The following is a 24,543-nucleotide window of genomic DNA, read 5'->3' as shown; positions in this document are numbered from 1 at the left end:
TGAAAAACGTCACAGTCAACTAGTTGCCATGGCTCTCCGCAGACACGTGCCGTGTAGGAAAAGCCTTGAAACTAGACCATGTAGAGAATCGCACCTCGATGCTTACTATGACAACCTCTGACTATTGCACGGGGGCATTACATTCATCGACCCACGTCGTCCATAGACAGGCTCGCGTGAATTACCTATCCCGGCAGATTTCCTCGGAGATGTCATCAAAAGCACCGTCATCGAAGGCTCCATAATGGCGGTTGGTCTGAGTTTCAGGCACTGCTTTGGTCTCCGAATGGGCACCACATCCATAGGTTTCGTGCACCACATGTCCATCGGCAGAATATTCGTTAGTGCAAACACCGAAGTGTGTCTCCACGTCATTGAAGGGGAGATAAAACGCACAAGTTCGGCACATCATGGCAGCTTTGGCTGCAAATTCACTATTGGGACCGAACTCCCCTGTGCGCCAGCGCTTGAGAGTCTGTTCCAAACCCATCTGGGAGAGTATCGTACGCGCCCGCGGGTTTCGGGGAAAGTTGTGTGCGGTGGTCAATTCTTTGAACTGGCACAGTCTGTCGTCGTCAGCACGAGGAGGCAGAGTGTCACCCGGGCCTAGGTCACCGGGTAGCACGCGATCTTCATAAGGAATCCATTCCGGAGCTCGCGCCGCGTTCTTACCCGCCTGGAGGCTCACTTCATTCACGGTGATGGCGCCGGATCCGCGCACGCAAGCCAGAACAGCCACCCATTCCCAACTCTTATACCCCGGAGCGAGACTACGGAAACGGTGTACAGCTACTTCTCCGGAGATGCTTACCCCGATATGTTCCCCCACTAGATCATCACCGATTTCCACTAGTGCTTGCCGCGCCAGTTCTTTGGCCTCGTCGCTAAAGAGGAGGGGATCTACCTTTGTGTTGCTGGTTTTTCGCCTACTCACGTTCCCTATTATGCCTAACGTTTCAGGCATCCCCCATTATGCCTAACGTTTCAGGCATCATTAACCCATGTCTGCTTTTCGCCGGATTCGTTTCTCTCCTGTGGTTCAAGACCGTGCGCCGTTTTCTCGGGTTTCCTGTGTTTCTTCTCGACGCAGCACACGCGCCACACCAAGGCCTGGCAGACTACTTTCCCGGCTGCTTGCCCCGACGCTTCTGTCGACAGTGCTGTTGACTGCAGGAGCGTGTTCTGGTGAGGGCGATGTGAGCCATCCTGACACCATTTCCGGTGCGGCCACTCTGCCCGAAGATGCTGCAATAGAGCATCTGTCTCCACAGATCGTGGCCACATATGCATGGAATCCCGAATCCTTTACCCAGGGTGTCGAGGTCGACGAGGGGCGCAATCTCATCGTAGGTACCGGTTTATATGGCGAATCGCGGATCTACCGCGCCACGCTCAACGGCGAAGAAACTGACAGTCACCGTCTTCCACAGCAATTCTTTGGCGAGGGCATAACTATTCATGGCGACAAGGTCTGGCAGTTAACGTGGAAAAGCGGTACTGCATTCGAACGTCGCCGCAACGACCTCTCCGTCATAAAGACGGTGAACTATGAAGGCCAGGGATGGGGCATTTGTTCCGATGGAGAGCGACTCATTATGTCGGATGGATCAGGGACATTAGTCTTTCGTCACCCCGAGTCCTTTGAGCAGATCGGTTCCGTTAACGTCACCATTGATGGCCAGCCAACGACGTATTTGAATGAGCTGGACTGCTCTGAGGATGGTTCTATCTACGCCAATGTTTGGCAGACCGACCACATTCTCCGCATAGATCCCGCGAGCGGAGATGTCACGGGTGTCATCGATACTGCCGGAGCCTTCGACGCGCGCTTTCGTCCTGGAGCGGATGTATTGAACGGGATTGCGCATATTCCTGGCAGCGATCGATATCTGCTCACCGGAAAGAAATGGGACACAGCATACGAAGTTCGTTTCGTACCCACGGTGACCTAACATGGACAGCGTGTCTGATACTCCTTCTGTCAACGAGAGCTCTCGCAGCGCTAACGCTGCTTCGAAACCTGTTAAGAAGCTGACGAAGAAACAGCGTCGTCTTAAAGCTCAGCGAAAGCAGCTCCTCCCTATCGTAGCCATCGTGGCACTTGTGGCTGTGGTCGTAGCATCTGTACTGGCGTACTACCGCTGGAAGGATAACCATATCGAGACCCTGCCACAGGATCAGCGTGTGGTGGCGGTAGTGAATGGGCAAGAAACAGAAGTCGCACCATACAGTACCTGTGAGGTCGATGACCAACACTGTAAGGACGGTGAGCCTTTTGAGTTGTCGATGGAAGGCGCCAAAAAATTCACCCTCAAGATTCCCCACGATGTCTATGACCATGACTGGCGCTTGGTGGAAATCTTCAACGACCCTGGGGCGAACACAGAGTCCTATTACAAGTCTAATGAGAAGCAAGAGGTAGAAGTATCGCTGGACTCCCCGAAGAAATCTGACGATGGCTCTACACCACGGCTCACCGTGTTGGAGATTCAGAGCTTGTTGATCGGTGAGGATGCCGATGGCGAACAGACCCCTGTCAACGCCGTATGGTCTATCACTCCGACACCGTAACGATCTATATGCCTAGAGGCCATAAAGATAAGAGGCTTGCCCCCGTGGATGGGGCAAGCCTCTTATCGTTGACAGAACAAAGGACACCTAGCCAGGGATTGTCACAGTGTGAGCATCCCATTGCGGAAAGCGAGACCTCTGCTCAGTATCTGACTACTATCTAGCTCGCGCCTAAGTGTCTAGCTCGCGGGCGATGGTGCGCAGGATCTCCGCGATCGCGCGAGATTCTTTGGCATCGGGGCGCCGTCCCGCCTCAAGAGCTGGAAGCACATTGGTATCCAACATGGTGATGGTGTCTTGGACCATTCCCCGGAGTTCTTCTGGCTTGTATTTGTGCTTGGCGCGTCGCGGCCCCTGATCTAGAACGGTGACGCGTAGCGCCTGCGGGCCACGGCGACCAGCCGCGAAATCATACTCCAGCCTCTGTCCTGGAACCAGTTCTTTTACACCTTGAGGGAGTACCTGGGCGCTGACGTACACGTCTTCATCGCCCGGGTTGGAAACAAACCCGTAGCCCTTTGAAGCGTCAAACCACTTCACCTTGCCAGTAGGCATCTGTTCACCTTCTCTAATTTCCTACTAAATAAGAGCCACTATGAATGAGCAGAGGCATCGATATGCTTTATCTTCTGGCGGCTCGAGGGAAAAGCTAGATTACCCAATCACACGAGTTAACCCAAATATCTCTCAACAACTCGTGTCACTTGGAACCCCAATGAGGCGCTGACCTGCGCTGACACACTTCTACTTTTCATCAGCCCCGCCAGTTACCCATAACCCCCAACTGCCCTAAATGTGATATTCATCACAAACCGCAGAATATAACATTGCGGTAACTTTTCAATAAACGCCAGGTCAGCGAGACAAACACCGGAACACATCCACGGTACTTAGGGCTACGAATTCAACCAAAAAACGTGACTGAATCGTGACTTAACGCTAAATTAGCTGGAGACCAAGGCACGGAGAGTACAGACGCTCACCGCGCAGGCCGCATCACAGCCAGTGGTGGCGGGCTCACTACAACGAGAAACATCACGAACGAGAATCTAGAGGCTTCACCGAAGTCTTCCTCGGAAGGGACACTCCAAAAATATGGGACGCCACTCCAAGCGCAACTCTTTCTCCACCACATCCCGCATGGCAGTAGCCGGCGTGGCTCTGGCAGGAGCCTCCGCAATGCTCACCCCAGCTGCCCAGGCTGCCCCAGATTCCGACTGGGATCGCCTGGCACAGTGTGAGTCCGGCGGCAACTGGCACATCAACACAGGCAACGGTTTTTCCGGTGGCCTGCAGTTCCACCCACAGACCTGGAACGGTTTCGGCGGCCAGGAATTCGCCCCAATGGCATATCAGGCTTCCCGCGAGGAGCAGATTGTTGTCGGCGAGCGCGTTCTCGCTGCTCAGGGTTGGGGAGCATGGCCAGCCTGCTCCGCCAAGCTGGGGCTAAACTCCGCTCCAACCCCACGCACCGCCCCAGGCGCTCCAGTTAAGGAGACCAAGCCTGCTGCAGCCAAGGAGACCACCACCCCAGCTTCTGCTGCAGAAAAGGCCACCAAGGCAGCTAACGGAGCTAAGGATTCTGATGTCGAGGCAATGTACAAGCGCTTCGTCACCACCATCGAGGGCGCAGGCTACACCGTACCTCAGGAAGTAAAGGACTACTACGCCAACAACTCCGGCGATCTGGATTCCCTTTACTCCCAGGTTCAGTCCCACGCGAACTCCATCGCTACTGGTAATCTTCCACGCTAAATGAGCACATAAGGCCTTGGGCTCCCACAAGAAGCGGGAGTCCAAGGCTTTTCATATCGGGCAAAAAGTAAGCGCCGCTTCTCTCCGTCGCATCAATGTGACGGAACATAAAGAGAAGCGGCGCTTATTGGCGTCTTCCTACCCCGCTGCGGCGAATCCGCAGCATCTTTCAGCATCCCCTAGCTGCACGACGGCGACATTGTACCCCGTCTGCAACCGCGTTCCACCGCCGCGAGAGAGGCGAAAGGTGGGAAAACTACTTGTTGATGACGGTGTATGGGTGAACGTAGCTCAGCGTGGAAGGATCCACTGGCAGTTCAATGTCACCGTATGGGCTCAGGGCACCAGCGGTATCAGCAACCAGCTCGGTGACAGCGTGCTTACCTTCGGGGATATCTGTTGGCCAGCCTGGATCGACGTAGCCCTTCTTCGCAACCTTAGACATGCCTTCATCTTTCCATATCACGGCACGAAAGCGGAACACTTTGGGCCACGTTCATCCCCCCCAATCCCCCTTGTCCAGCTCTCATCTCACGGCTGTGCCCCCGAAAAATCTCACAGACGTGCCCCTGCAGAAAAAGTTTCACTCTTTCACTGAGATTGTTTCCCACATGACGAGTACAGCAAGAACTCCCACAGCTAGGGAGACATAAACGGGTACACCTCACGTCGAATGCAGATGTCCCATAGTGCTCCTCCACGTTGCTCTGCAACACATCCACAGTTGACACACAGATGACTCGATGACGCATCGGCGTTAGTATGGGGCGGTTATGAATGCACCAGCTCAGGAGTTCCCTAACTACCCAGATTGGCTTGCCTCGCATAGTGATGAAGCAATCTCCGATCTTCTGTGGAGACTCTACGCGCACGGTTCCACCTCCCTTTTGGAACAACTCACCGGCACTGCCTCACCGGAACCGGCACTGCATCATCTCAACGCCCTGGAACTAGCGATCTTGCATGCGGCCACTGAAATTGGCGCTTCTAGCTCTCCGGTCTCTGTCGAGGAACTCACTGAAACTCTCACTGAGCTGTTCGATATCGCCGGAACACCGGAGAATCGCCGTCCTAGCAGCATCGACATTTGCTCGGGCCTCCTGAGCCTTACGAATTGGGGTTTGGTTTTCGGCCCCTGTTTCACTCTCACTACTTCATTACACACATCCTCGACTTCACCGCATTTATCTCGCCCCAACAGCTCAGCTACAGGCGCGGACTCCTCGGTCACAGAATCTCTTTTAGCCGCCGCCTCAAAGGGCATGTCACCTCAGACGTTGTTCAAAGTACCGGCGCATGTTCCGCCATTGTTCGACCCAGCCACGGAACAGTTATGGCGCTTAGCTGATTGCAACCGCTGCCCTATTCCAGCTAACGCGTTATCAACCACGATCGATGCGCTTCCTCCACGGCAGCGACGTCTCCTCGGAACACTTTCCGCGGCCGGCGGAGTGGGACATTCAGCAACCGTGCAGCCGGGGTCGGATCCTCACGCCCCATTGCCGACTATGGTTCGCCAAGGAATCCTCGACCAACTCGATTCAACGACAGTTCGCCTTTCTGGCCGCGTCAGCTCTTTTCTTCGCCGCACTGTGATCGGCCCGGTAGGTGGCTCATTCAAAGCTCAGGTGAAAAGCTCCACCCCTCGTACCAGCGACGCCGCTAGCGCCATAGATAGTTCTCTCGCTACTCACAGCCCCACTACGGCTACTAGCCCTGGTTGTTCTCCTAGCCCTAGTACCGCCAATAACCGTGGCAGCTCCACCAGGCCTGACCCAGCTAGCGATAGAGCGAATTCGGCTGCTATCGCAGTTGTGGTTCAGTCCATTCAGGAGCTATCAGAGCTCATCAAAGATGTGGGCTCTAATCCACTGCAGCCTCTCGGTGCTGGAGGTCTAGGCATTCGGGAAATTAATAAACTCGCACGGCGTCTCAGTATCGACGTCGACAAGACCCAACACCTCGTCAATCAGCTGTACTTGGCGAATTTCCTCGCCCGGGAGTTTCCCGAACCTTCCCCCGCCAACGATTCTGGACGCACCTACTGGGCGATCACCAAAGCGGCACTCGATTTTCTCGAAGCACCTCTGTCCACCCAATGGGCCATGCTTCTCTTGGGTTGGGTCGGCTCCACATACGCCACATGGATGCTGCGGGATAACGACATTCAGCTGCTATCTCCGGAGGCACACCATGGTTGTGCGGCAGAACTGCGTAGCCTTTTTTGTTCGTTATTCCCCACATCTGCCGATCTCGATGATCGAACGGAGGACCCTACGGAAGAGCTGTGGCGCCTGCGCCCCGCACTCGCCTGGCATACACCGCAGCTCGCCTGGGAGTCCTTATTATCCGAAGCCAGTGATCTGGGACTCCTCGGACCCGGTGGTGGCGCGGCTGGCGTCGTTGGTAGCATGGTCAGCTCCAGCGATAGTGTGAAAAGCCCAGCCGCACCACAAGCAACCTCCGCCCTTGATGCTTTGCGGGAGACGCTGCGGGAAATGGAGGCGCGGATCGCTGGTGGAGAACCGATGAGCCATCATGAAGCTCTATATTCCCTCTCCATGCGTCTTTCCACGATTCTGCCGGATCCCGTTCGGATGCTCATTATCCAGAGCGACCACACAATTTTGGCTCCGGGCTTGCTGTCCACTGAGGACCAGAATCAACTTTCCCGCATGGCTGAGCAGGAGTCCTCCGGTATGGCCTCTGTCTGGCGTGTCAGTAAACGGACCCTGCTGTCGGCCTTCGCCAGCGGTGATACCGTCGAACAGATCGAAGCTTTTTTGGACAGCATGTCACCTGGCGGCTTAGCTAGCGTGCCGCAATCTCTACGGTATCTACTCAGCGATACTTTCCGCGCCTACTCCCATGGCGGCCTGGCGCATTCTTCCTATGACGGTCTCCCTGGTTCTGTTCCCTCGCGCCGTGGTCACTCAGGGTTGTCCCATGTTCCGACGCCAACCCGCATCCCTAACGATCCTTCCGTCGAGCCCGCAGGCGACATCTCCCTGCAGATCGCCGGCGCAGTAGAAAGTTTCCGTAGAACCCACGCAGGTTCCGAATCCTTCGACTCCACCCAGGGATTCCCCAGCACGGATACTCGGACTGTACGCACCCCGCGCGATGTCATGGCTGAGCTACGCATGGCGTACTCCTCTGGTAGGCAGGTGCGTCTCCACTATGTGGACTACGCCGGCGCAATCAGTCAAGAATGGATAAGCATCGTCATGATGACTCCCTCCACTATCAGCGCAGTCATCGACAGCACCGGTGAAACCATCACTATTCAACCCCACCGCATCGCGGCCGTCGACGTGCCACGGTAAACCCTCCCTTGCTACCTCTGCCGTGGATCGTTACACACGTCCCTTGCTACCTCTGCCGTAGATCGTTACGGCTGTAGGATGGGGTGGTTGTTCTTGGACGACGCACTAGCGGCGTCGGACTAGGAAGGTCAAGAGAAAAGCACACCACACCCAACCGCAACGAAGGGATTGAGGAAAGAGTGGGCATCGGAACCGGGCCGCTGATCGTGCAATCGGACAAAACCGTCCTATTGGAGATTGATCACGAACAAGCGGGGGAAGCACGCAACGCGCTCGCACCTTTCGCTGAACTGGAACGAGCTCCCGAGCACATTCACACTTACCGGATCACGCCGCTAGCACTATGGAATGCGCGTGCAGCCGGGCACGATGCCGAACAGGTGATGCACGTGCTTGAAACCTATAGCCGGTTTCCTGTTCCTCAACCTCTGCTCATAGACATAGCGGACACAATGGATCGCTACGGCCGCCTCAAGCTCGTCAAAAACCCAGCTCATGGACTGGTGTTGGAAGCGACAGATCGTGCCGTCCTGGCAGAAATCCAGCGTCACAAGAAAATTAAGCCGATGCTCGGCGAAGCGCTAGATGAAGACTCCGTAATCGTCCACCCATCCGAACGGGGACGCCTTAAGCAGGAACTACTGAAAGTGGGATGGCCAGCAGAAGACCTCGCGGGTTATGTGGATGGCGAGTCACACAAGATTGATCTTAGCCAGCAGCATGAGCAGTGGGAGCTGCGCGACTACCAAGAAATGGCCGCCGACAGCTTCTGGGAAGGCGGTTCCGGAGTGGTTGTCCTGCCGTGTGGTGCAGGAAAAACAATGGTCGGAGCCGCGGCCATGGCCAAGGCCAAAGCCACCACCTTGATCCTCGTGACCAATACCGTCGCTGGCCGTCAATGGCGTAATGAATTGCTGCGTCGAACATCACTGACCGACGACGAAATCGGTGAATATTCCGGGGAAAAGAAGGAAATTCGACCCGTGACTATCGCCACCTACCAGGTGATTACCCGCAGAACAAAGGGCGAATATCGGGCTCTAGAACTATTCGATTCCCGTGACTGGGGGCTCATCATCTACGACGAAGTTCACTTGCTGCCGGCACCTGTATTCCGTATGACGTCCGATTTGCAGTCTCGACGCCGCCTGGGACTGACCGCCACGCTGGTACGCGAAGATGGGCGTGAAGGGGATGTGTTCAGCCTCATTGGTCCCAAACGCTTCGACGCACCGTGGAAGGATATCGAGGCTCAAGGATGGATCGCTCCTGCTGACTGTACAGAAGTTCGCGTACAGCTGACCGATTCTGAGCGCATGGTCTATGCCACCGCTGAGCAGCCTGATAAATATCGCCTCGCAGCAACCACCCCAAGAAAAAACACAGTGGTCAAACGCATCATGGCAATGCATCCGGATGAACCAACCTTGATCATTGGCGCGTATCTTGACCAGTTGCAGGAGATAGCCGAGGAGCTAGACATTCCTGTGATCGATGGAAAGACGGGTACCGCCAAGCGTGAAAAGCTGTACCAACAGTTCCGCGACGGGGAGGTACAGACTCTTGCCGTCTCTAAGGTGGCGAACTTCTCGGTGGATTTGCCAGGCGCTTCCGTGGCTATCCAAATCTCCGGAACATTTGGTTCCCGACAAGAGGAAGCTCAACGTTTAGGACGCATATTGCGCCCAAAGCCTGACAGAGGCGGGGCTTTTTTCTACTCCATCGTCACACGTGACACACTGGATGCAGACTATGCGGCGCACCGGCAGCGTTTCCTAGCTGAGCAAGGTTACGGATACCGAATTATGGATTCCTTCGACTTACCCACAGGCTCCGCTGACTCATGAGTCTTGTCTAGCGAAAGACCGCCCCACCCTCACAGTGGTGGACACTATGTAGGCACACTGAATTTTGAAAAACAACACACAGAAGCACACGAGGAGACTCTGACACCTATGTCCCAGTTCATGACACCGTTCGATTTCACTGTCGATGAGGCCTATTCCCGTAAACACAATGAATTTTTCCGCGATGCGAAGCGTCTACAAATTGCCGCTGGCATCTTGGCCGCACTTCTTATTGCAGTTGTCATAGCGCTGTTTGTCACCCTCGGCGTTTCTGTCACCAGTATTGCTTTGGGCATCACATTCGGCTTCTTCGCCCTTTTGTGCTTAGTCGTTATCCCGGTTCTACCACGCAAAATGGGCGATCCTCAGCACTACTACAATATGTATGACCTAGTCCCTGCCATGGTGGCAAAAGTGAACCCACGTGACATGGTGTTATTGGCTTTGGTCGATGCCACAGCCGATCCGTCAAATCCATCGCGCCCAGCTCTCGCGGCACGCACGGTTACCAGTGTCCCAGGTATTCCGCGGGAAGTAGGGACTCATGTGCCGTCGATGGCAGTAACAGGTATTCAAACTTTGCGCTCAAAGGGGTTGTACGAGGAAATTTCCCCCATGCCGGTGGCATGGGGGACTAAAGACTCACAGGTGTGGAAACTAGCCGAACGCGCTATTCCTCGGAACCATTGGGCTATGCTCCAAGGTCTATTGAATCAGGTCGATGACGTGCTCGCTACTAAACGAAATCTTCTTTTGCTGGATCCGGACACACACGGCAAGGCTATGGGGAAACACGCTTCTGAGAACTGATGAATTCCCCCACATCAAAGAGAATCACCCAGAAACTCGTCACAAGTGGAATCTTTGAGTAAAGGAGGGTGGAAAGCGTTTAGTTGTGCCGATTACGTTTTTCTTCATCCGCTTAACCAGCAAATAAACAACCAAGGCAATGACTGCCAGGGTGATCGCCAACCGAAGAAGATCATATCCATCAAGAGCCATTTTTCACCTTCCCAACGATTCTATTTAAAGGAATTCTGCCAATTTCTTACGCCGCCTCAACGGAAGCCTGCGTCGAGAAAGCAGGACTTCTAGCACCATGTATGGTCACTGTTAGTCACTGCAACTTCAATGTTTTTTACGTAACTGATAGTACCTGTTACAGGCCTTCACAGTAGTATTTTCGATCTAGGCACAAGCAGTATTCGACAGAATAAAAGACCGCTCTTCGAGCAATGATCTGAAACGTAATTTTAGGAATTCCCTCGAGCCGCCAACCACTCGGCTGCATCCTGCACTCGTTCCCGCCACACAGCAGGGGCGGCGATGAAATGCTCAGACGGGTAGTCCCTGTACTCGTAGCGAGCTCCTTGGGCGTCCATCCACGCCCGAACCTTCTCGGCGGAGGTTCCGCGAGAATCCATCCTCGCTAAGGACACCAGAGCTTCCGGGGCATCAGCCTGAGCACTGAATCCTTCGGGAATGCGTGGAGTCATCATGAGGTGGAAATCCACATTATTGAGTACGCGCTGGGCTGCGACAAAACCTGTACCGAAAGTGATGAGTCCACATGCGGAATTGCTCCCGCTAAAGCCTTGTACAGGCAAGATCTCGCCTCGAGATGCAGTGATCTGTTCACACGCATCAGCGACAGCTGCTTGCGTCGGGTCCCACGATCCCCCTCCCGGTAGTGGGTACGTCAGGTCAACGACTGTCGTCCCTGAACGCTCAGCCAATGCTGCAAACAAAGGCAACCATAACTGCTCGTGGCTTATGCCATCCCCCACCCACCCCGGGCCACCATGCAACGAAACTGCAAGGTTCCCATTGGGGCGCGAGGGTGTGAGAATGGTACCCGCGATACCTTCCGGAAGACCCGCAAGATCCAGTGGCGCTGTAGACGGACCAGTTTTGACAAACGCGGTGTGCGGCATTGCGTGGTCGAGACCGGCACCGAGGACGAGAAGGCTCGAATGGCTGATCAGATCTGGGATCTTCGCCCACAGGCGTTCTGTGCGTTCTTTGAGGTCTGTGGGGATTTCCTTACCTTCGGCGATGAAGGGCTCAGCCTCATTTGTGGTCATGGAGAGGAAAAGCTCCGGATAGTTATCCTCGAGAAAATCACTCAGCTGGATGACCTGTTGTTCTGGTGTGAGTGGTTCAACTCCTTCCTGAACATCTCGCCCACTCGATGGCAAATTCACAATGTCGGAGTTGGGCATCTGGTTCAGTGTGCTGGAGTTGCTTTCAGAGGTGTTCTCACTCATGGACTTCATTCTAAAAGCCCCTCCAACTATTCGCCCCAGCGGGGCGCACAGACCTAGCTCTCGTTCAAGCCATGCGGGCTAATCCGCGATAGCCTCCAGTGGAGGCGTTTTCGCGGCTTTCACCGCTGGCCACACAGCAGCCACCACACCCACAAAAGCTGAACCGACAATCATGAGGGCTACCTGTGTCCACGGAACGATCACGTGTCCCAGCCCCTCATTACCCAATACGCTAACGAAAGCCCATCCCAGGAACAGCCCAATGCCCACACCCACGAGAGCGCCAAACACGGCAATTTGCACGGCTTCAAGGGTGATCATCCCCCGAATCTGCCGCCGTTTCGTTCCGACAGCTCGGAGCATCCCCACTTCTTGCCGCCGTTCCACCACATTTAGCGCGAGCGTGTTAATAATCCCAAGTATGGCGACGATGATCGCCAGAGATAGCAAAGCATAAAGAATGTTGAGAATCTGGTCAATCATGACAGCCTGTGCACCCGCAAATTGCTGAGTTGTCAGCACCTGAACGACGAGATAATCCGACGTGACTGTTTCCAATTCCTCGCGCAGTTTTTGCTGATCGATACCGGAATTACCGTTGACGGCCAGTAACAAAACCTGCGGACTGAGCAACGGACTGCCCGTCATCTGCGGCGCCTGCTTCTTAATGTGGGTGACCATGGATTGGTTAATCACGGCCGGCCCAAACATTATGTTTGGTTGATAGATTCCGCGGATCGTAGCCGTCCCGACCGGAATCTTTTCAGTGACTCCGACGCTCAACGGCACCGTATCACCAACTTTCCACCCCTTGGCCTCGGCTGTCGTCTTATCGACCATTACCCCCGGTTCATTGAAGTGCGAGTCGCCATCAACCATGTCGATATTGGCCACAGTCGTCGGGTCACCATCTACCACTGACATGAGAGGGTGCCCCGGTAGTGCAGAGACATCTCCCACGGTCATTGCTATCGTCCCGATGGCCACTGCATCCTGCACGTCTGGCAGCTGACGTATCGCTGCAGTGGCTTCACGCGGGACTGGGAAATTAGCCTGTGCTGGCCCGGAGACCACATAGTCGCTCCGCATCATGGTCTCGGTGAACTCCGACACGGAGTTTTTCATCGTGGCGCCGAAGATACTCACAACCGAAACCAGAGCCACGCCTAACGTCAGAGCAAAGGCGGTTGTTGCTGTACGGCGTGGGTTGCGCTTCGAATTAGTCGACGCCAACTTCCCCACCGCCCTGAAGGGGAGACCGATAACTCGACCTAAACCACCTACAACGGGTACAGATACGGCTGGGAGCACGAGGAAAGTACCGACGATAAGCAACAACGCTGCCACTCCCACGATGGACGCTCGTCGGCCAGAAGTGGCGTCGGTGAATATCCACACCGCGGCTATGGCAGCAGCCACACCTATCCCGATCAGCAGCACACCAGCAATGCTGCGAGTCAGAAGAGACGAGGAGGACGACGCATCTCCCAAACGCAGGGCCTCAACTGGACGAACACGCCCCGCTCGGCGTGCTGGTGCCCACGCACTCAGCACTGTCACGATAATTCCCAGAACGAGGGGAACGAACACGGCTGTGGGTGTCAGGTTCACACCCGCATCGGGCAATCCCATACCTGCTTTGGCCATTCCCCAATAAATGAGGTTCACCAAACCGATGCCGGCGGCAATACCGAGGGCAGAACCGAAGAAACCGATGACGATGGCTTCAAACACCACCGATCCTGTGAGCTGCCTTCGAGAAGTTCCGAGCGAACGTAGTAAAGCAAATTCGCGCATGCGTTGGGCCACAATCATCGAAAAGGTGTTGGCAATGATGAACGTTCCCACCAACAGGGCAATGAGACCAAACGCGATAAGGAAGTAATTGACAAAGCTTAACGCCTGGTTGATTTGGTCAGTGAGATCCTCCGCGATGGACTCTCCGGTATCGAATTCCACCCCAGGGTATTTACCGGCAAGGTAGTTCACCAATTGGCTGCCATGCAACGTTTTCCCCGCCACTGTAAATTCGTCCACTGTCCCCTGAGGACGGAAAAGCTGAATGAACGATGGCTCGTCCATAGCCGCACCGATGAATCCTCCGACTTCCAAGTCGAGGGTGTATACGCCGACCACCGTGACTTCGTGACGGGTGTGCGGGTCGACGAGAACAACTGTGTCACCCACATGAATGCCATGCCGGGAGGCGGCGGTCTGATTGAGAACGATCTCGCCGGGGCCGTGCGGACTCGTTCCATCCACAATGTTCATTGGTGTTGCGACAGCCTGATCACCGGTATAAAACGGTTGAACTATCGATGGCGCGCCGCCGGAATTGAGGACTTGCTTGTCCTTGGTGGCGACGATCACGTTCGCTTGGGAAGAGATGTTCACACCTTTGACTGCGGGATCCTTTTGGAGCTCCTCAAAAAATTGCTGGTTAAGAAGGCGTTTGCCATCGTGGCCGGGTTTCACCACGGCATCGACATTGGCGTAGCTTGATTCCGCAATACTGTCGAAGGATTTCGACATCGAATTGGTAAACATGAAACTACCTGCAATAAAGGCAGTTCCGAGGACGACAGACAGAATCGTGAGGATAAAACGGATTTTGTGTCCCGCAAGGGTACGCAGGGACACTTTCTGCATTGCTGAGGGGCCGAGTCGCATAGATATCAGTAGTCCTCGATGCTGGTCATGGTTCGCAGGATCTGATCGACGGTGGGGTCACGCAGTTCGTCGACTATGCGCCCGTCGGCGAGGAAGATCACCCGGTCTGAATACGACGCCGCTCGCGCGTCATGAGTCACGATCACCACAGTTTGGTTGTCCTTGTCCACGGCGGTACGCAGAATATCTAGAACTTCGGCGGAGCTATTGGAATCCAGGTTTCCGGTGGGCTCGTCGCCGAAAATGATGTCCGGACGCGACACAAGAGCCCGTGCACACGCCACACGCTGCTGTTGGCCACCCGACAGCTCTGAGGGTCGGTGCGATAAGCGGTTCGTGAGACCCAAGCGCTCACACACTTCGTTAAACCATGCTTTATCCACTTTTTTTCCGGCGATATCCGTCGGTAACGTGATGTTCTCCGCCGCGGTCAGGGTTGGTACCAGGTTAAAAGACTGGAAAATGAAGCCTAAACGGTCGCGCCGCAGTTGTGTGAGTTGTTTGTCTTTGAGTTCTGTGAGGTCTGTGCTGCCGATGAAAGCACGGCCTGAAGTGGGTGAATCTAAACCGGCCATGCAGTGCATGAGGGTCGACTTACCGGAACCGGACGGCCCCATAATGGCCGTGAATTCGTGTTGTAGAAAGTCCACCGACACGGCATCCAAAGCCTTCACTTCGGTTTCACCAGTGCCGTACCTTTTGCTTAGTGATATCGCCCGAGCGGCGGCCTCATTGTTCACGGATACACTGACATCGTTCATGGCACCATTTTCCATAGGGCGAAAATTCTTTCCGTAGAGCAGGAATTCATTAATTGCAGGTTCAGCCCGATTTTATCCACACGAAGTTATGGGAATAGCTATAGACTCTGAGAAGCGCCGTAGAACTAGGTCAATTTGTCATAGGCATCACTGATATCTTCGCGATGGATGGCGGCGCACATGCTGGTGACATACAAGCTGCCTGTGGTCGAAGAGAAGCATTATATTAGCGCAAGATGCGCGCCGAAATAGCTGCTCGTTACCAAAACCGCGCACTTTGCCCGAGCCCCTGGAACAACCCTTCATTGGCACCCTTACACAACGCACAAACTAGCGTGAACAACCCGATATCGAAAACAAAAAGCTCTTCAGCTGAAGAACGTCCATATTCTCCAGCTGAAGAGCTTTCCATAAAGTTTTTAGGCCGGCGGTGACCTACTCTCCCACACCCTCCCAGGTGCAGTACCATCGGCGCAGACAGGCTTAGCTTCCGGGTTCGGAAAGGGACCGGGCGTGACCCCGCCGCTAACAACCACCGACACACACAACAAAGAACACACACCCAACCACACCAACCACCACAACGGCAGCCAACACAGCCAGTGCAGGTGCTGTCCCAGACACTGCACAACGAACGCGAACATCCCCACACACAAGCAAGCCCACCACACAAGCTTTAACAACCATCTCGGCCAATTAGTACCGGTCACCTCCACACCTCACAGCGCTTCCAGATCCGGCCTATCAACCCCATCATCTCTAGGGAACCTCAAACGAAACCTCATCTCGAAACAGGCTTCCCGCTTAGATGCTTTCAGCGGTTATCCCTCCCATACGTAGCCAACCAGCCATGCCACGGGCGTGACAACTGGCCCACCAGAGGTATGTCCAACCCGGTCCTCTCGTACTAGGGTCAGCCTTTCTCAAGTTTCAACGCGCACGGCGGATAGAGACCGAACTGTCTCACGACGTTCTAAACCCAGCTCGCGTGCCGCTTTAATGGGCGAACAGCCCAACCCTTGGGACCTACTCCAGCCCCAGGATGCGACGAGCCGACATCGAGGTGCCAAACCATCCCGTCGATATGGACTCTTGGGGAAGATCAGCCTGTTATCCCCGGGGTACCTTTTATCCGTTGAGCGACACCGCTTCCACAAGCCGGTGCCGGATCACTAGTCCCGACTTTCGTCCCTGCTCGACCTGTCAGTCTCACAGTCAAGCTCCCTTGTGCACTTACACTCACCACCTGATTGCCAACCAGGCTGAGGGAACCTTTGGGCGCCTCCGTTACTCTTTGGGAGGCAACCGCCCCAGTTAAACTACCCACCAGGCACTGTCCCTAACCCGGATCACGGGCCGAGGTTGAGATGCTCAATACGATCAGAGTGGTATTTCAACAACGACTCCACAACCACTGGCGTGGCCACTTCACAGTCTCCCACCTATCCTACACAAACCGAACCAAACACCAATACCAAGCTATAGTGAAGGTCCCGGGGTCTTTTCGTCCTGCCGCGCGTAACGAGCATCTTTACTCGTACTGCAATTTCGCCGGGCCTGTGGTTGAGACAGCAGAGAAGTCGTTACGCCATTCGTGCAGGTCGGAACTTACCCGACAAGGAATTTCGCTACCTTAGGATGGTTATAGTTACCACCGCCGTTTACTGGGGCTTAAATTCTCCGCTTCGACCACAAAGATCTAACAGGTCCTCTTAACCTTCCAGCACCGGGCAGGCGTCAGTCCGTATACATCGACTTCAACGTCTTCGCACGGACCTGTGTTTTTAGTAAACAGTCGCTTCCCTCTACTCTCTGCGACCACCACCAGCTCAACCAGTCTGTCACCAGCAGTGGTCCCCCTTCTCCCGAAGTTACGGGGGCATTTTGCCGAGTTCCTTAACCACAGTTCACCCGATCGCCTTAGTATTCTCTACCTGACCACCTGTGTCGGTTTCGGGTACGGGCCGAATATGCACTCACTAGAGGCTTTTCTCGACAGCATAGGATCACCAACATCCCCACAACGGGTACGCATCACGCCTCACCCACACAGGACCGGATTTACCACTGTCCACGGGCCACACGCTTACACCACAATCCAATAAGTGGCTTGGCTACCTTCCTGCGTCACCCCATCGCTTGGCTACTACCAGCTCAGGTCCCACGCAGCCGCTCATACACAACTTCAAAAAAGCCGCACACAAACATTTGGGTGGTTAGTATCACTGATTCACCATTGGTCGCACACACACGGGTACGGGAATATCAACCCGTTATCCATCGACTACGCCTGTCGGCCTCGCCTTAGGTCCCGACTCACCCTGGGAAGATTAGCTTGACCCAGGAACCCTTAGTCATCCGGCGGATGAGTTTCTCACTCATCATTCGCTACTCATGCCTGCATTCTCACTCGCATAGCCTCCAGCACTAGGTCACCCCGCACCTTCAACGGCCACACGACGCTCCCCTACCCATCCAGCACAACACTGAATGCCGCGGCTTCGGCGGTGTACTTGAGCCCCACTACATTGTCGGCGCAGAACCACTCGACCAGTGAGCTATTACGCACTCTTTCAAGGATGGCTGCTTCTAAGCCAACCTCCTGGCTGTCTTCGCGATCCCACATCCTTTTCCACTTAGTACACTCTTAGGGGCCTTAACCGGCGATCTGGGCTGTTTCCCTCTCGACTACGAAGCTTATCCCCCGCAGTCTCACTGCCGCGCTCTCACTTACCGGCATTCGGAGTTTGGCTGATGTCGCTAAGATGATAGTCCCGCTAAACCAACCAGTAGCTCTACCTCCGGCAAGAAACACACGACGCTGCACCTAAATGCATTTCGGGGAGAACCAGCTATCACGGAGTTTGATTGGCCTTTCACCCCTACCCACAACTCATCCCCTCAGTTTTCAACCTAAGTGGGTTCGCGCCTCCACAGAGTCTTACCTCTGCTTCACACTGGCCATGGGTAGATCACCCCGCTTCGGGTCCAGGACATGCCACTACACAACACACTCAATTAGTATTCGCTTTCGCTACGACTACCCCACACAACGGGTTAACCTCGCGACATGCCGCTGACTCGCAGGCTCATTCTTCAAAAGGCACGCCATCACCCCACAAACAAGGCTCTGACGGATTGTAAGCACACGGTTTCAGGTACTATTTCACTCCCCTCCCGGGGTACTTTTCACCATTCCCTCACGGTACTACTCCGCTATCGGTCACAGTCGAGTATTCAGGCTTACCGGGTGGTCCCGGCAGATTCACAGCAGATTCCACGAGCCCGCTGCTACTCGGGGACACTCAACAACCCCACACACACATGCTTTCACGTACCGGACTCTCACCGTCTACGGCAGGCCATTCCAAACCACTTCCGCTAACACACATGCGCAAGGCACGGCATGGCAGCACCGCACATCAAGACCCCACAACCCCACACACGCAACCCCTGCCAGGTATCACACGCATATGGTTTAGCCAAAAATCCACGTTCGTTCGCCACTACTAGCAGAATCATTATTATTTTCTTCTCCTACGGGTACTGAGATGTTTCACTTCCCCGCGTTCCCTCCACACCACCTATGAATTCAGTGGCAGGTGACCGCACATAACCACGGCCGGGTTTCCCCATTCGGACATCCTCGGATCAACGCTCTATTGGCAACTCCCCGAGGCTTAACGCAGCCTTACACGTCCTTCATCGGCTCACTATGCCAAGGCATCCACCGTGTGCCCTTACAACAATTACTAAAGCAACAACAGCAACCAACAGCCACAACAGACCATCAGCCACCGACGATGAACTTACAAAACAAATGCAAAAAGAAGATACTCGCGTCCACTATACAGTTCTCACACAACACAACACGCACCACCACACACGCACACACGCACACAGCAGCACACATTCACAGGAACAACACAACCATTGCCCCAGACACCCAACAGACATGACAAACCAACGAATCCCACAACCACTCACACAAAGCAGCCACCACCACACACATCCAGTGCACAAACTACCCCGACAAAAACAATAAAAACTCCATAGAAAGGAGGTGATCCAGCCGCACCTTCCGGTACGGCTACCTTGTTACGACTTCGTCCCAATCGCCAGTCCCACCTTCGACAGCTCCCTCCACAAAGGTTAGGCCACTGGCTTCGGGTGTTACCAACTTTCATGACGTGACGGGCGGTGTGTACAAGGCCCGGGAACGTATTCACCGCAGCGTTGCTGATCTGCGATTACTAGCGACTCCGACTTCATGGAGTCGAGTTGCAGACTCCAATCCGAACTGAGGCCGACTTTCAGGGATTAGCTCCACCTCACGGTATCGCGACCCTCTGTACCGACCATTGTAGCATGTGTGAAGCCCTGGACATAAGGGGCATGATGATTTGACGTCATCCCCACCTTCCTCCGAGTTAACCCCGGCAGTCTCTCGCGAGTCCCCACCACGACGTGCTGGCAACACAAGACAAGGGTTGCGCTCGTTGCGGGACTTAACCCAACATCTCACGACACGAGCTGACGACAACCATGCACCACCTGTACACCAACCACAAGGGAAACTACATCTCTGCAGCGATCTGGTGTATGTCAAGCCCAGGTAAGGTTCTTCGCGTTGCATCGAATTAATCCACATGCTCCGCCGCTTGTGCGGGCCCCCGTCAATTCCTTTGAGTTTTAGCCTTGCGGCCGTACTCCCCAGGCGGGGCGCTTAATGCGTTAGCTACGGCACGGAAATCGTAGAAAAATCCCCACACCTAGCGCCCACCGTTTACGGCATGGACTACCAGGGTATCTAATCCTGTTCGCTACCCATGCTTTCGCTCCTCAGCGTCAGTTACTGCCCAGAGACCTGCCTTCGCCATCGGTGTTCCTCCTGATATCTGCGCATTTCACCGCTACACCAGGAATTCCAGTCTCCCCTACAGCACTCTAGTTATGCCCGTATCGCCTGCAGGCCCGGAGTTAAGCCCCGGGTTTTCACAAGCGACGCGACAAACCACCTACGAGCTCTTTACGCCCAGTAATTCCGGACAACGCTCGCACCCTACGTATTACCGCGGCTGCTGGCACGTAGTTAGCCGGTGCTTCTTATCCAGGTACCGTCACCCAACAGGCTTCTTCCCTAGCGAAAGAGGTTTACAACCCGAAGGCCGTCATCCCTCACGCGGCGTCGCTGCATCAGGCTTGCGCCCATTGTGCAATATTCCCCACTGCTGCCTCCCGTAGGAGTCTGGGCCGTGTCTCAGTCCCAATGTGGCCGTACACCCTCTCAGGCCGGCTACCCGTCGTCGCCTTGGTAGGCCATTACCCCACCAACAAGCTGATAGGCCGCGGGCTCATCCTACACCGAAAAAACTTTCCACCATTCACACTAAAGAACAGTCCTATCCGGTATTAGACCCAGTTTCCCAGGCTTATCCCGAAGTGCAGGGCAGATCACCCACGTGTTACTCACCCGTTCGCCACTCGAGTACCCCTAGCAAGCTAGAGGCCTTTCCGTTCGACTTGCATGTGTTAAGCACGCCGCCAGCGTTCGTCCTGAGCCAGGATCAAACTCTCCATAAAAGCCATTCGGCACTACAATACAAAGAGCCAAAAACTGGCAAAAAAATAAAAACTACTGACAAAAAACAAAAACCTGGCCATGATCACCAACCCCACGGGGCGGGGTCTCCCACAACCAGCCACAGTAGACAACAACCCCTCGCCCACCACCACCGGTGAACAAAGAATCATCACATCACGTTTCCACACAACAACAATCTGCTCGCTACAGCAGACCGGGTGCACACCAAACAAACCGCAACCGACACACTCACCATCCCGTTGCATGACAAAGACAATGAACACTTCCAAAAAAGCGGATCAGCCACGCATGGCACAAACCGTGATACCACCCAGAAAACACCAGGCGGCACTGTGGAATCCAAAAACTTGGTTCATCACACTATTGAGTTCTCAAACAACAATCGCACACAACAACCACCAGCACAACAACCACCAGCGCTCGCTGCGACCTGAACTAATTTACACACCACCCCACACCTTGACAAATCACCAGCTCACACCACATTTTCACCAAACGTTAAAGCCAAGTTTTATCGTTCGTTTTCTCTCTTCCCTGCCCTCTTTCATCCCCGCCCCTCGGTAGTACGTGCCCCTCAGTTTTTCTCCTTCTCGCGCCCCACTCGCTCAATATGCGCACCTAGAGAATTCAGTTGTGTATCAAAATCAGGATATCCACGATCCACGTGATACACGTCGTGTACTTCGGTGATGCCATCAGCAACTAATCCAGCGAGGACCAACCCCGCACCAGCCCGGATATCAGAACTCCACACGGGAGCCGAAGACAGTGCTCGACCTCCGCGAATCACTACATGATGGCCATCAATAGACGCGTCGACACCAAGTCGCATCATCTCATCCACGAAGCGGAAACGTGACTCAAAAATATTTTCGGTGATCACCGACATTCCATCACTGACCGCGCATAACGCGATGGCCAGCGGTTGTAAATCGGTTGGGAACCCTGGGTACGGCAACGTTTGGTAATCCACTGCGGTTGGTTTGGAGTTCTGCACAACCCGGAATCCCGTGGGGTATGTCTCCACCTCTGCGCCTGCCAGCTTCAATTTGGCTAGCACGAGGTGCAAATGAGCGGGATCAATGCCTCCTACCGTGATATCCCCTTGGGTTATCGCAGCAGCATAGGCCCACGTGCCGGCGACAATTCGGTCTCCCACAACCTCGTGTTCGACGGGAGACAATCGCTCAACTCCCTCAACAGTGATGGTGTTAGATCCCGCACCACTTACCCGCGCGCCCATCTCATTGAGAAAATTACAAAGATCCACGATCTCAGGTTCGCGTGCAGCGTTGTCCAGGACGGTTGTACCCTCCGCTAATACGGCAGCTGTCAGAATGTTTTCTGTAGCACCTACAGAGGGGAAATCTAGATGAATATTGGCACCGTGCAACGCCTCCGCCTCTGCGACGACGCAGCCATGCTCAATCCGGGTCGTGGCTCCCATCTTTTCCAGTCCGCTTTGGTGCATATCGAGAGGACGGGACCCAATGGCGTCGCCACCAGGAAGGGCAACGCGCGCATTGTGACACCTGGCGGTCAACGGGCCCAGCACTGCGACGGAAGCGCGAAACTGACGAACAGCATCAAAGTCTGCGTTGTATTCGACTCGCTCGGGGGTATTAATGCGTACGGTATCGCCATCTAGCTCGACATCACAGCCCAAGCCACGGAGAACGTCTGCCATATAAGGCACGTCTGCTATCTCCGGGCAGTTCGTCAATGTAGTTACGCCCGGGGCCAGAAGTGCTGCTGACATCAGCTTGAGCACGCTGTTCTTCGCGCCAGTTACTTTCACCGCACCTTGCAGGCGCGTTCCTCCGTGTACAAGAAAACTGTCGTTCACATCCACCACCCTAACCAGACTGGAACATAGATTCACTAATGCGACGGGCGCATAGATTCCGATATCTATGCGCCCTCGTACTATTCGTGTTACCCGTCCGTCTTATTTTGATTTGATTACTCCACGTCCGAACTTTCCGGCTCGCTCTCCCGGCGCTACCACCGGGATCACACACTGGGGAAAGAAAAAGGGAGAACCGGTATCCGTGGCGAAATCAGGGCAATGCCCCAATACGTCGAGCAGCATTAACGGCCTCATAACGTGTGTGGGCACCAAGTTTGCGCATCACGGAGCGCAGGTAACTCTTGACGGTTTCTGCACCAATACCCATTTCTGCCGCGGCTTCAACATTGGTATGCCCCAGCGCTACGCAAGCCAAAACATCCAATTCGCGAGCTGAGAGTTTTGTGGTTTGCTTCACTCGGACTGGGGAAACCATCTGGTCACAAAGCACTTCGAGGTCTCGACGCAGAGCCTCGTCGTTGACGCGGTTAGCGAGCATACGGAGTTTCGAATGCGTGGCGCGAACCTGTTCCCATTCAGCGCCAGACATGGAGCGCACCTGCTTACCAGCACCAGCTGGAGTGCGTGCATTGTCGGCGCGACGCATGGCCTCGTTGACAGCCAGCTCTTGTTCCAAACAGCGGGCGGTCATCGTCACTTCTTCAAGTACTTTGTCTCCCATGCGAGCACGAGAATGAACACCCGCATACAGCACACCCTTCATCTCACGATTCACAATAACCGGAACAGCCACGATGGAGTGCATACCTTCATCGCGAATGTGCCGGTCAAATTCGTGAGAGATGGACTTGGCACGGGTATAATCGGAAACCCCCACCGGCCGGCGAGTGGCAATGACCCGGCCGCCCACACCGGAGCCTGGCGGCACCTCAAGACCATGAAGAGCAGGGGTTCGAAGTCCTACCCATTTCGTAATCCTCAGCTTCCCATCTGGGAACACTGCTCCATACATCGTTGCTGGAATACCAGTGGCATTCTTCAACGAATTCAGCGCTGAAAAAATAGCATCGTCGTCATCCCGATGGCGCTGCTGGTCCACGGACTCACTCCCTTTTCAGGTTCTCCGGCTGAAGCCGAACATATTCACACCACCCCGCTCAAGCGCCGGGGATCCCGGCTTGGTAGTACCCGATAGCTAGGGCACCAACTTGGGGGATGGCCACGTCTGGGTGACATGTCTGAGGTGAGTATAGAACACCCCCTCAATACCCCCAAATATCCCCCGTCTAAAAAGATGGGAAAACCTCTCACAGACACACGTCAGGACCCATATAAATGGTCTCTGACGTGCTTCTTTTCTTTTTTCCCAAAAAGTTGGGATTTCACTTACTGCAAGTGACTCTGCGCGAGACGCTCGGCTCTCCTGATGCCCTTGCTGACAGTTTCCTCTGAATTTCCCAACAGTTGCTGAGAAAGCCGGATCCGCAATGCCGGAACGTGGACGTCGACGCGCACTTCTACACTCATATCGGTGCCCGTCCCATTCTTCCCCGGGGTCATTTCCATGTCGGTAAACATAGCGCCGATATTTCCTGGCAACGGCATAACCGTGGCAAAGCTGAAGCCCTGCCCGCTTTTGTCACTTCCCATGGGTTGCACGTGAGTGGTCTGCTCAATGACCATCCTGCGAGGCTCATCAACGGAGGAATCCTCAGGCTCCTTGCCTGGAGCGTCCAACAGTGACTCCATGCGCACACGTGCAGCAGTGACGCCATCATCGCGTCGCTCATAGGACGTGTCCGTGATGTTCGCCTGCTCCGGCCGCTCCATCTCTTCTTTGGTAATGAGATATGTCTCCGAACTCAATACTTCGTAGAGTTTTTCGACTGGCAGCTCCGTGTAGAGGACGAACCTCTTCTTCTTGGCCATAT

At 54.6% G+C, this 24,543-nt stretch carries 15 protein-coding genes and 3 rRNA genes; 6 read left to right on the top strand and 12 right to left on the bottom strand.

Annotation, left to right across the window (positions count from 1 at the left end; translation table 11 throughout):
- Positions 1-181: 181 nt before the first annotated feature.
- Positions 182-934, bottom strand: a complete 753-nt coding sequence (locus GP473_RS01975) for a DUF3027 domain-containing protein (RefSeq protein ID WP_343061472.1) — start codon at positions 932-934, stop codon at positions 182-184.
- A gap of 262 nt (positions 935-1,196) precedes the next feature.
- On the opposite strand from GP473_RS01975, the gene GP473_RS01970 reads away from it, so the two are divergent.
- A complete protein-coding gene (locus tag GP473_RS01970; protein ID WP_246394854.1) occupies positions 1,197-1,952 on the top strand; it encodes a glutaminyl-peptide cyclotransferase in 756 nt (251 codons plus the stop codon).
- 1 nt (position 1,953) lies between these two features.
- A complete protein-coding gene (locus GP473_RS01965) occupies positions 1,954-2,571 on the top strand; it encodes a DUF2771 domain-containing protein (protein ID WP_185769167.1) in 618 nt (205 codons plus the stop codon).
- A 171-nt stretch (positions 2,572-2,742) separates the two neighbouring features.
- On the opposite strand, the gene GP473_RS01960 is transcribed toward GP473_RS01965, so the two are convergent.
- Positions 2,743-3,126, bottom strand: a complete 384-nt coding sequence (locus GP473_RS01960) for a cold-shock protein (protein WP_185769166.1) — start codon at positions 3,124-3,126, stop codon at positions 2,743-2,745.
- Positions 3,127-3,666: 540 nt separating this feature from the next.
- On the opposite strand from GP473_RS01960, the gene GP473_RS01955 reads away from it, so the two are divergent.
- Complete coding sequence (locus GP473_RS01955) at positions 3,667-4,326, top strand: resuscitation-promoting factor Rpf1 domain-containing protein (protein WP_185769165.1); 660 nt, start codon at positions 3,667-3,669, stop codon at positions 4,324-4,326.
- 256 nt (positions 4,327-4,582) lie between these two features.
- On the opposite strand, the gene GP473_RS01950 is transcribed toward GP473_RS01955, so the two are convergent.
- Positions 4,583-4,771, bottom strand: coding sequence for a hypothetical protein (locus GP473_RS01950; protein WP_185769164.1), 189 nt, complete (start codon positions 4,769-4,771; stop codon positions 4,583-4,585).
- A gap of 328 nt (positions 4,772-5,099) precedes the next feature.
- Between GP473_RS01950 and GP473_RS01945 the strand changes: the two genes are divergently transcribed.
- The 3 genes from GP473_RS01945 (at position 5,100) to GP473_RS01935 (ending at position 10,309) form a co-directional block, all read left to right on the top strand.
- Positions 5,100-7,652: a helicase-associated domain-containing protein gene (locus GP473_RS01945; RefSeq protein ID WP_185769163.1), complete on the top strand. Its 2,553-nt coding sequence runs from the start codon at positions 5,100-5,102 to the stop codon at positions 7,650-7,652.
- Positions 7,653-7,831: 179 nt separating this feature from the next.
- Complete coding sequence (locus GP473_RS01940) at positions 7,832-9,499, top strand: DNA repair helicase XPB (RefSeq protein WP_185769162.1); 1,668 nt, start codon at positions 7,832-7,834, stop codon at positions 9,497-9,499.
- Positions 9,500-9,607: 108 nt separating this feature from the next.
- Entirely contained in the window at positions 9,608-10,309 is a 702-nt protein-coding gene (locus GP473_RS01935) for a DUF3239 domain-containing protein (protein WP_313770377.1), read from the top strand.
- 443 nt (positions 10,310-10,752) lie between these two features.
- Here the strand turns inward: GP473_RS01935 and GP473_RS01930 are convergent, their stop codons facing one another.
- From GP473_RS01930 to GP473_RS01890, 9 genes are all read right to left on the bottom strand, one after another.
- On the bottom strand, positions 10,753-11,766 hold the full coding sequence (locus tag GP473_RS01930; RefSeq protein WP_185769161.1) for an alpha/beta hydrolase family protein: 1,014 nt from the start codon (positions 11,764-11,766) through the stop codon (positions 10,753-10,755).
- Between the two features lie 78 nt (positions 11,767-11,844).
- The gene (locus GP473_RS01925) at positions 11,845-14,436 is read right to left on the bottom strand and encodes an ABC transporter permease (protein ID WP_186277046.1); all 2,592 of its coding nucleotides are present in this window, start codon (positions 14,434-14,436) and stop codon (positions 11,845-11,847) included.
- Positions 14,437-14,441: 5 nt separating this feature from the next.
- The gene (locus GP473_RS01920) at positions 14,442-15,197 is read right to left on the bottom strand and encodes an ABC transporter ATP-binding protein (RefSeq protein WP_186277045.1); all 756 of its coding nucleotides are present in this window, start codon (positions 15,195-15,197) and stop codon (positions 14,442-14,444) included.
- Positions 15,198-15,619: 422 nt separating this feature from the next.
- A 5S ribosomal RNA gene (gene rrf, locus GP473_RS01915) occupies positions 15,620-15,737 on the bottom strand.
- Positions 15,738-15,872: 135 nt separating this feature from the next.
- Positions 15,873-18,952, bottom strand: a 23S ribosomal RNA gene (locus GP473_RS01910).
- A gap of 301 nt (positions 18,953-19,253) precedes the next feature.
- Positions 19,254-20,780, bottom strand: a 16S ribosomal RNA gene (locus GP473_RS01905).
- Together the 16S, 23S and 5S rRNA genes form the textbook arrangement of a ribosomal RNA operon.
- 596 nt (positions 20,781-21,376) lie before the next feature.
- The gene (murA, locus tag GP473_RS01900) at positions 21,377-22,648 is read right to left on the bottom strand and encodes a UDP-N-acetylglucosamine 1-carboxyvinyltransferase (protein ID WP_185769412.1); all 1,272 of its coding nucleotides are present in this window, start codon (positions 22,646-22,648) and stop codon (positions 21,377-21,379) included.
- A 214-nt stretch (positions 22,649-22,862) separates the two neighbouring features.
- Entirely contained in the window at positions 22,863-23,711 is an 849-nt protein-coding gene (gene ramA, locus GP473_RS01895; protein WP_185769413.1) for an acetate metabolism transcriptional regulator RamA, read from the bottom strand.
- 287 nt (positions 23,712-23,998) lie between these two features.
- Positions 23,999-24,541, bottom strand: a complete 543-nt coding sequence (locus GP473_RS01890) for a DUF2505 family protein (protein WP_185769414.1) — start codon at positions 24,539-24,541, stop codon at positions 23,999-24,001.
- Positions 24,542-24,543: the final 2 nt, after the last annotated feature.

The organism is Corynebacterium anserum (genome assembly GCF_014262665.1).
Lineage (GTDB): Bacteria > Actinomycetota > Actinomycetes > Mycobacteriales > Mycobacteriaceae > Corynebacterium > Corynebacterium anserum.
The sequence above is the reverse complement of the archived record's forward strand: the minus strand, read 5'-3'. Positions and strand labels throughout refer to the sequence as shown.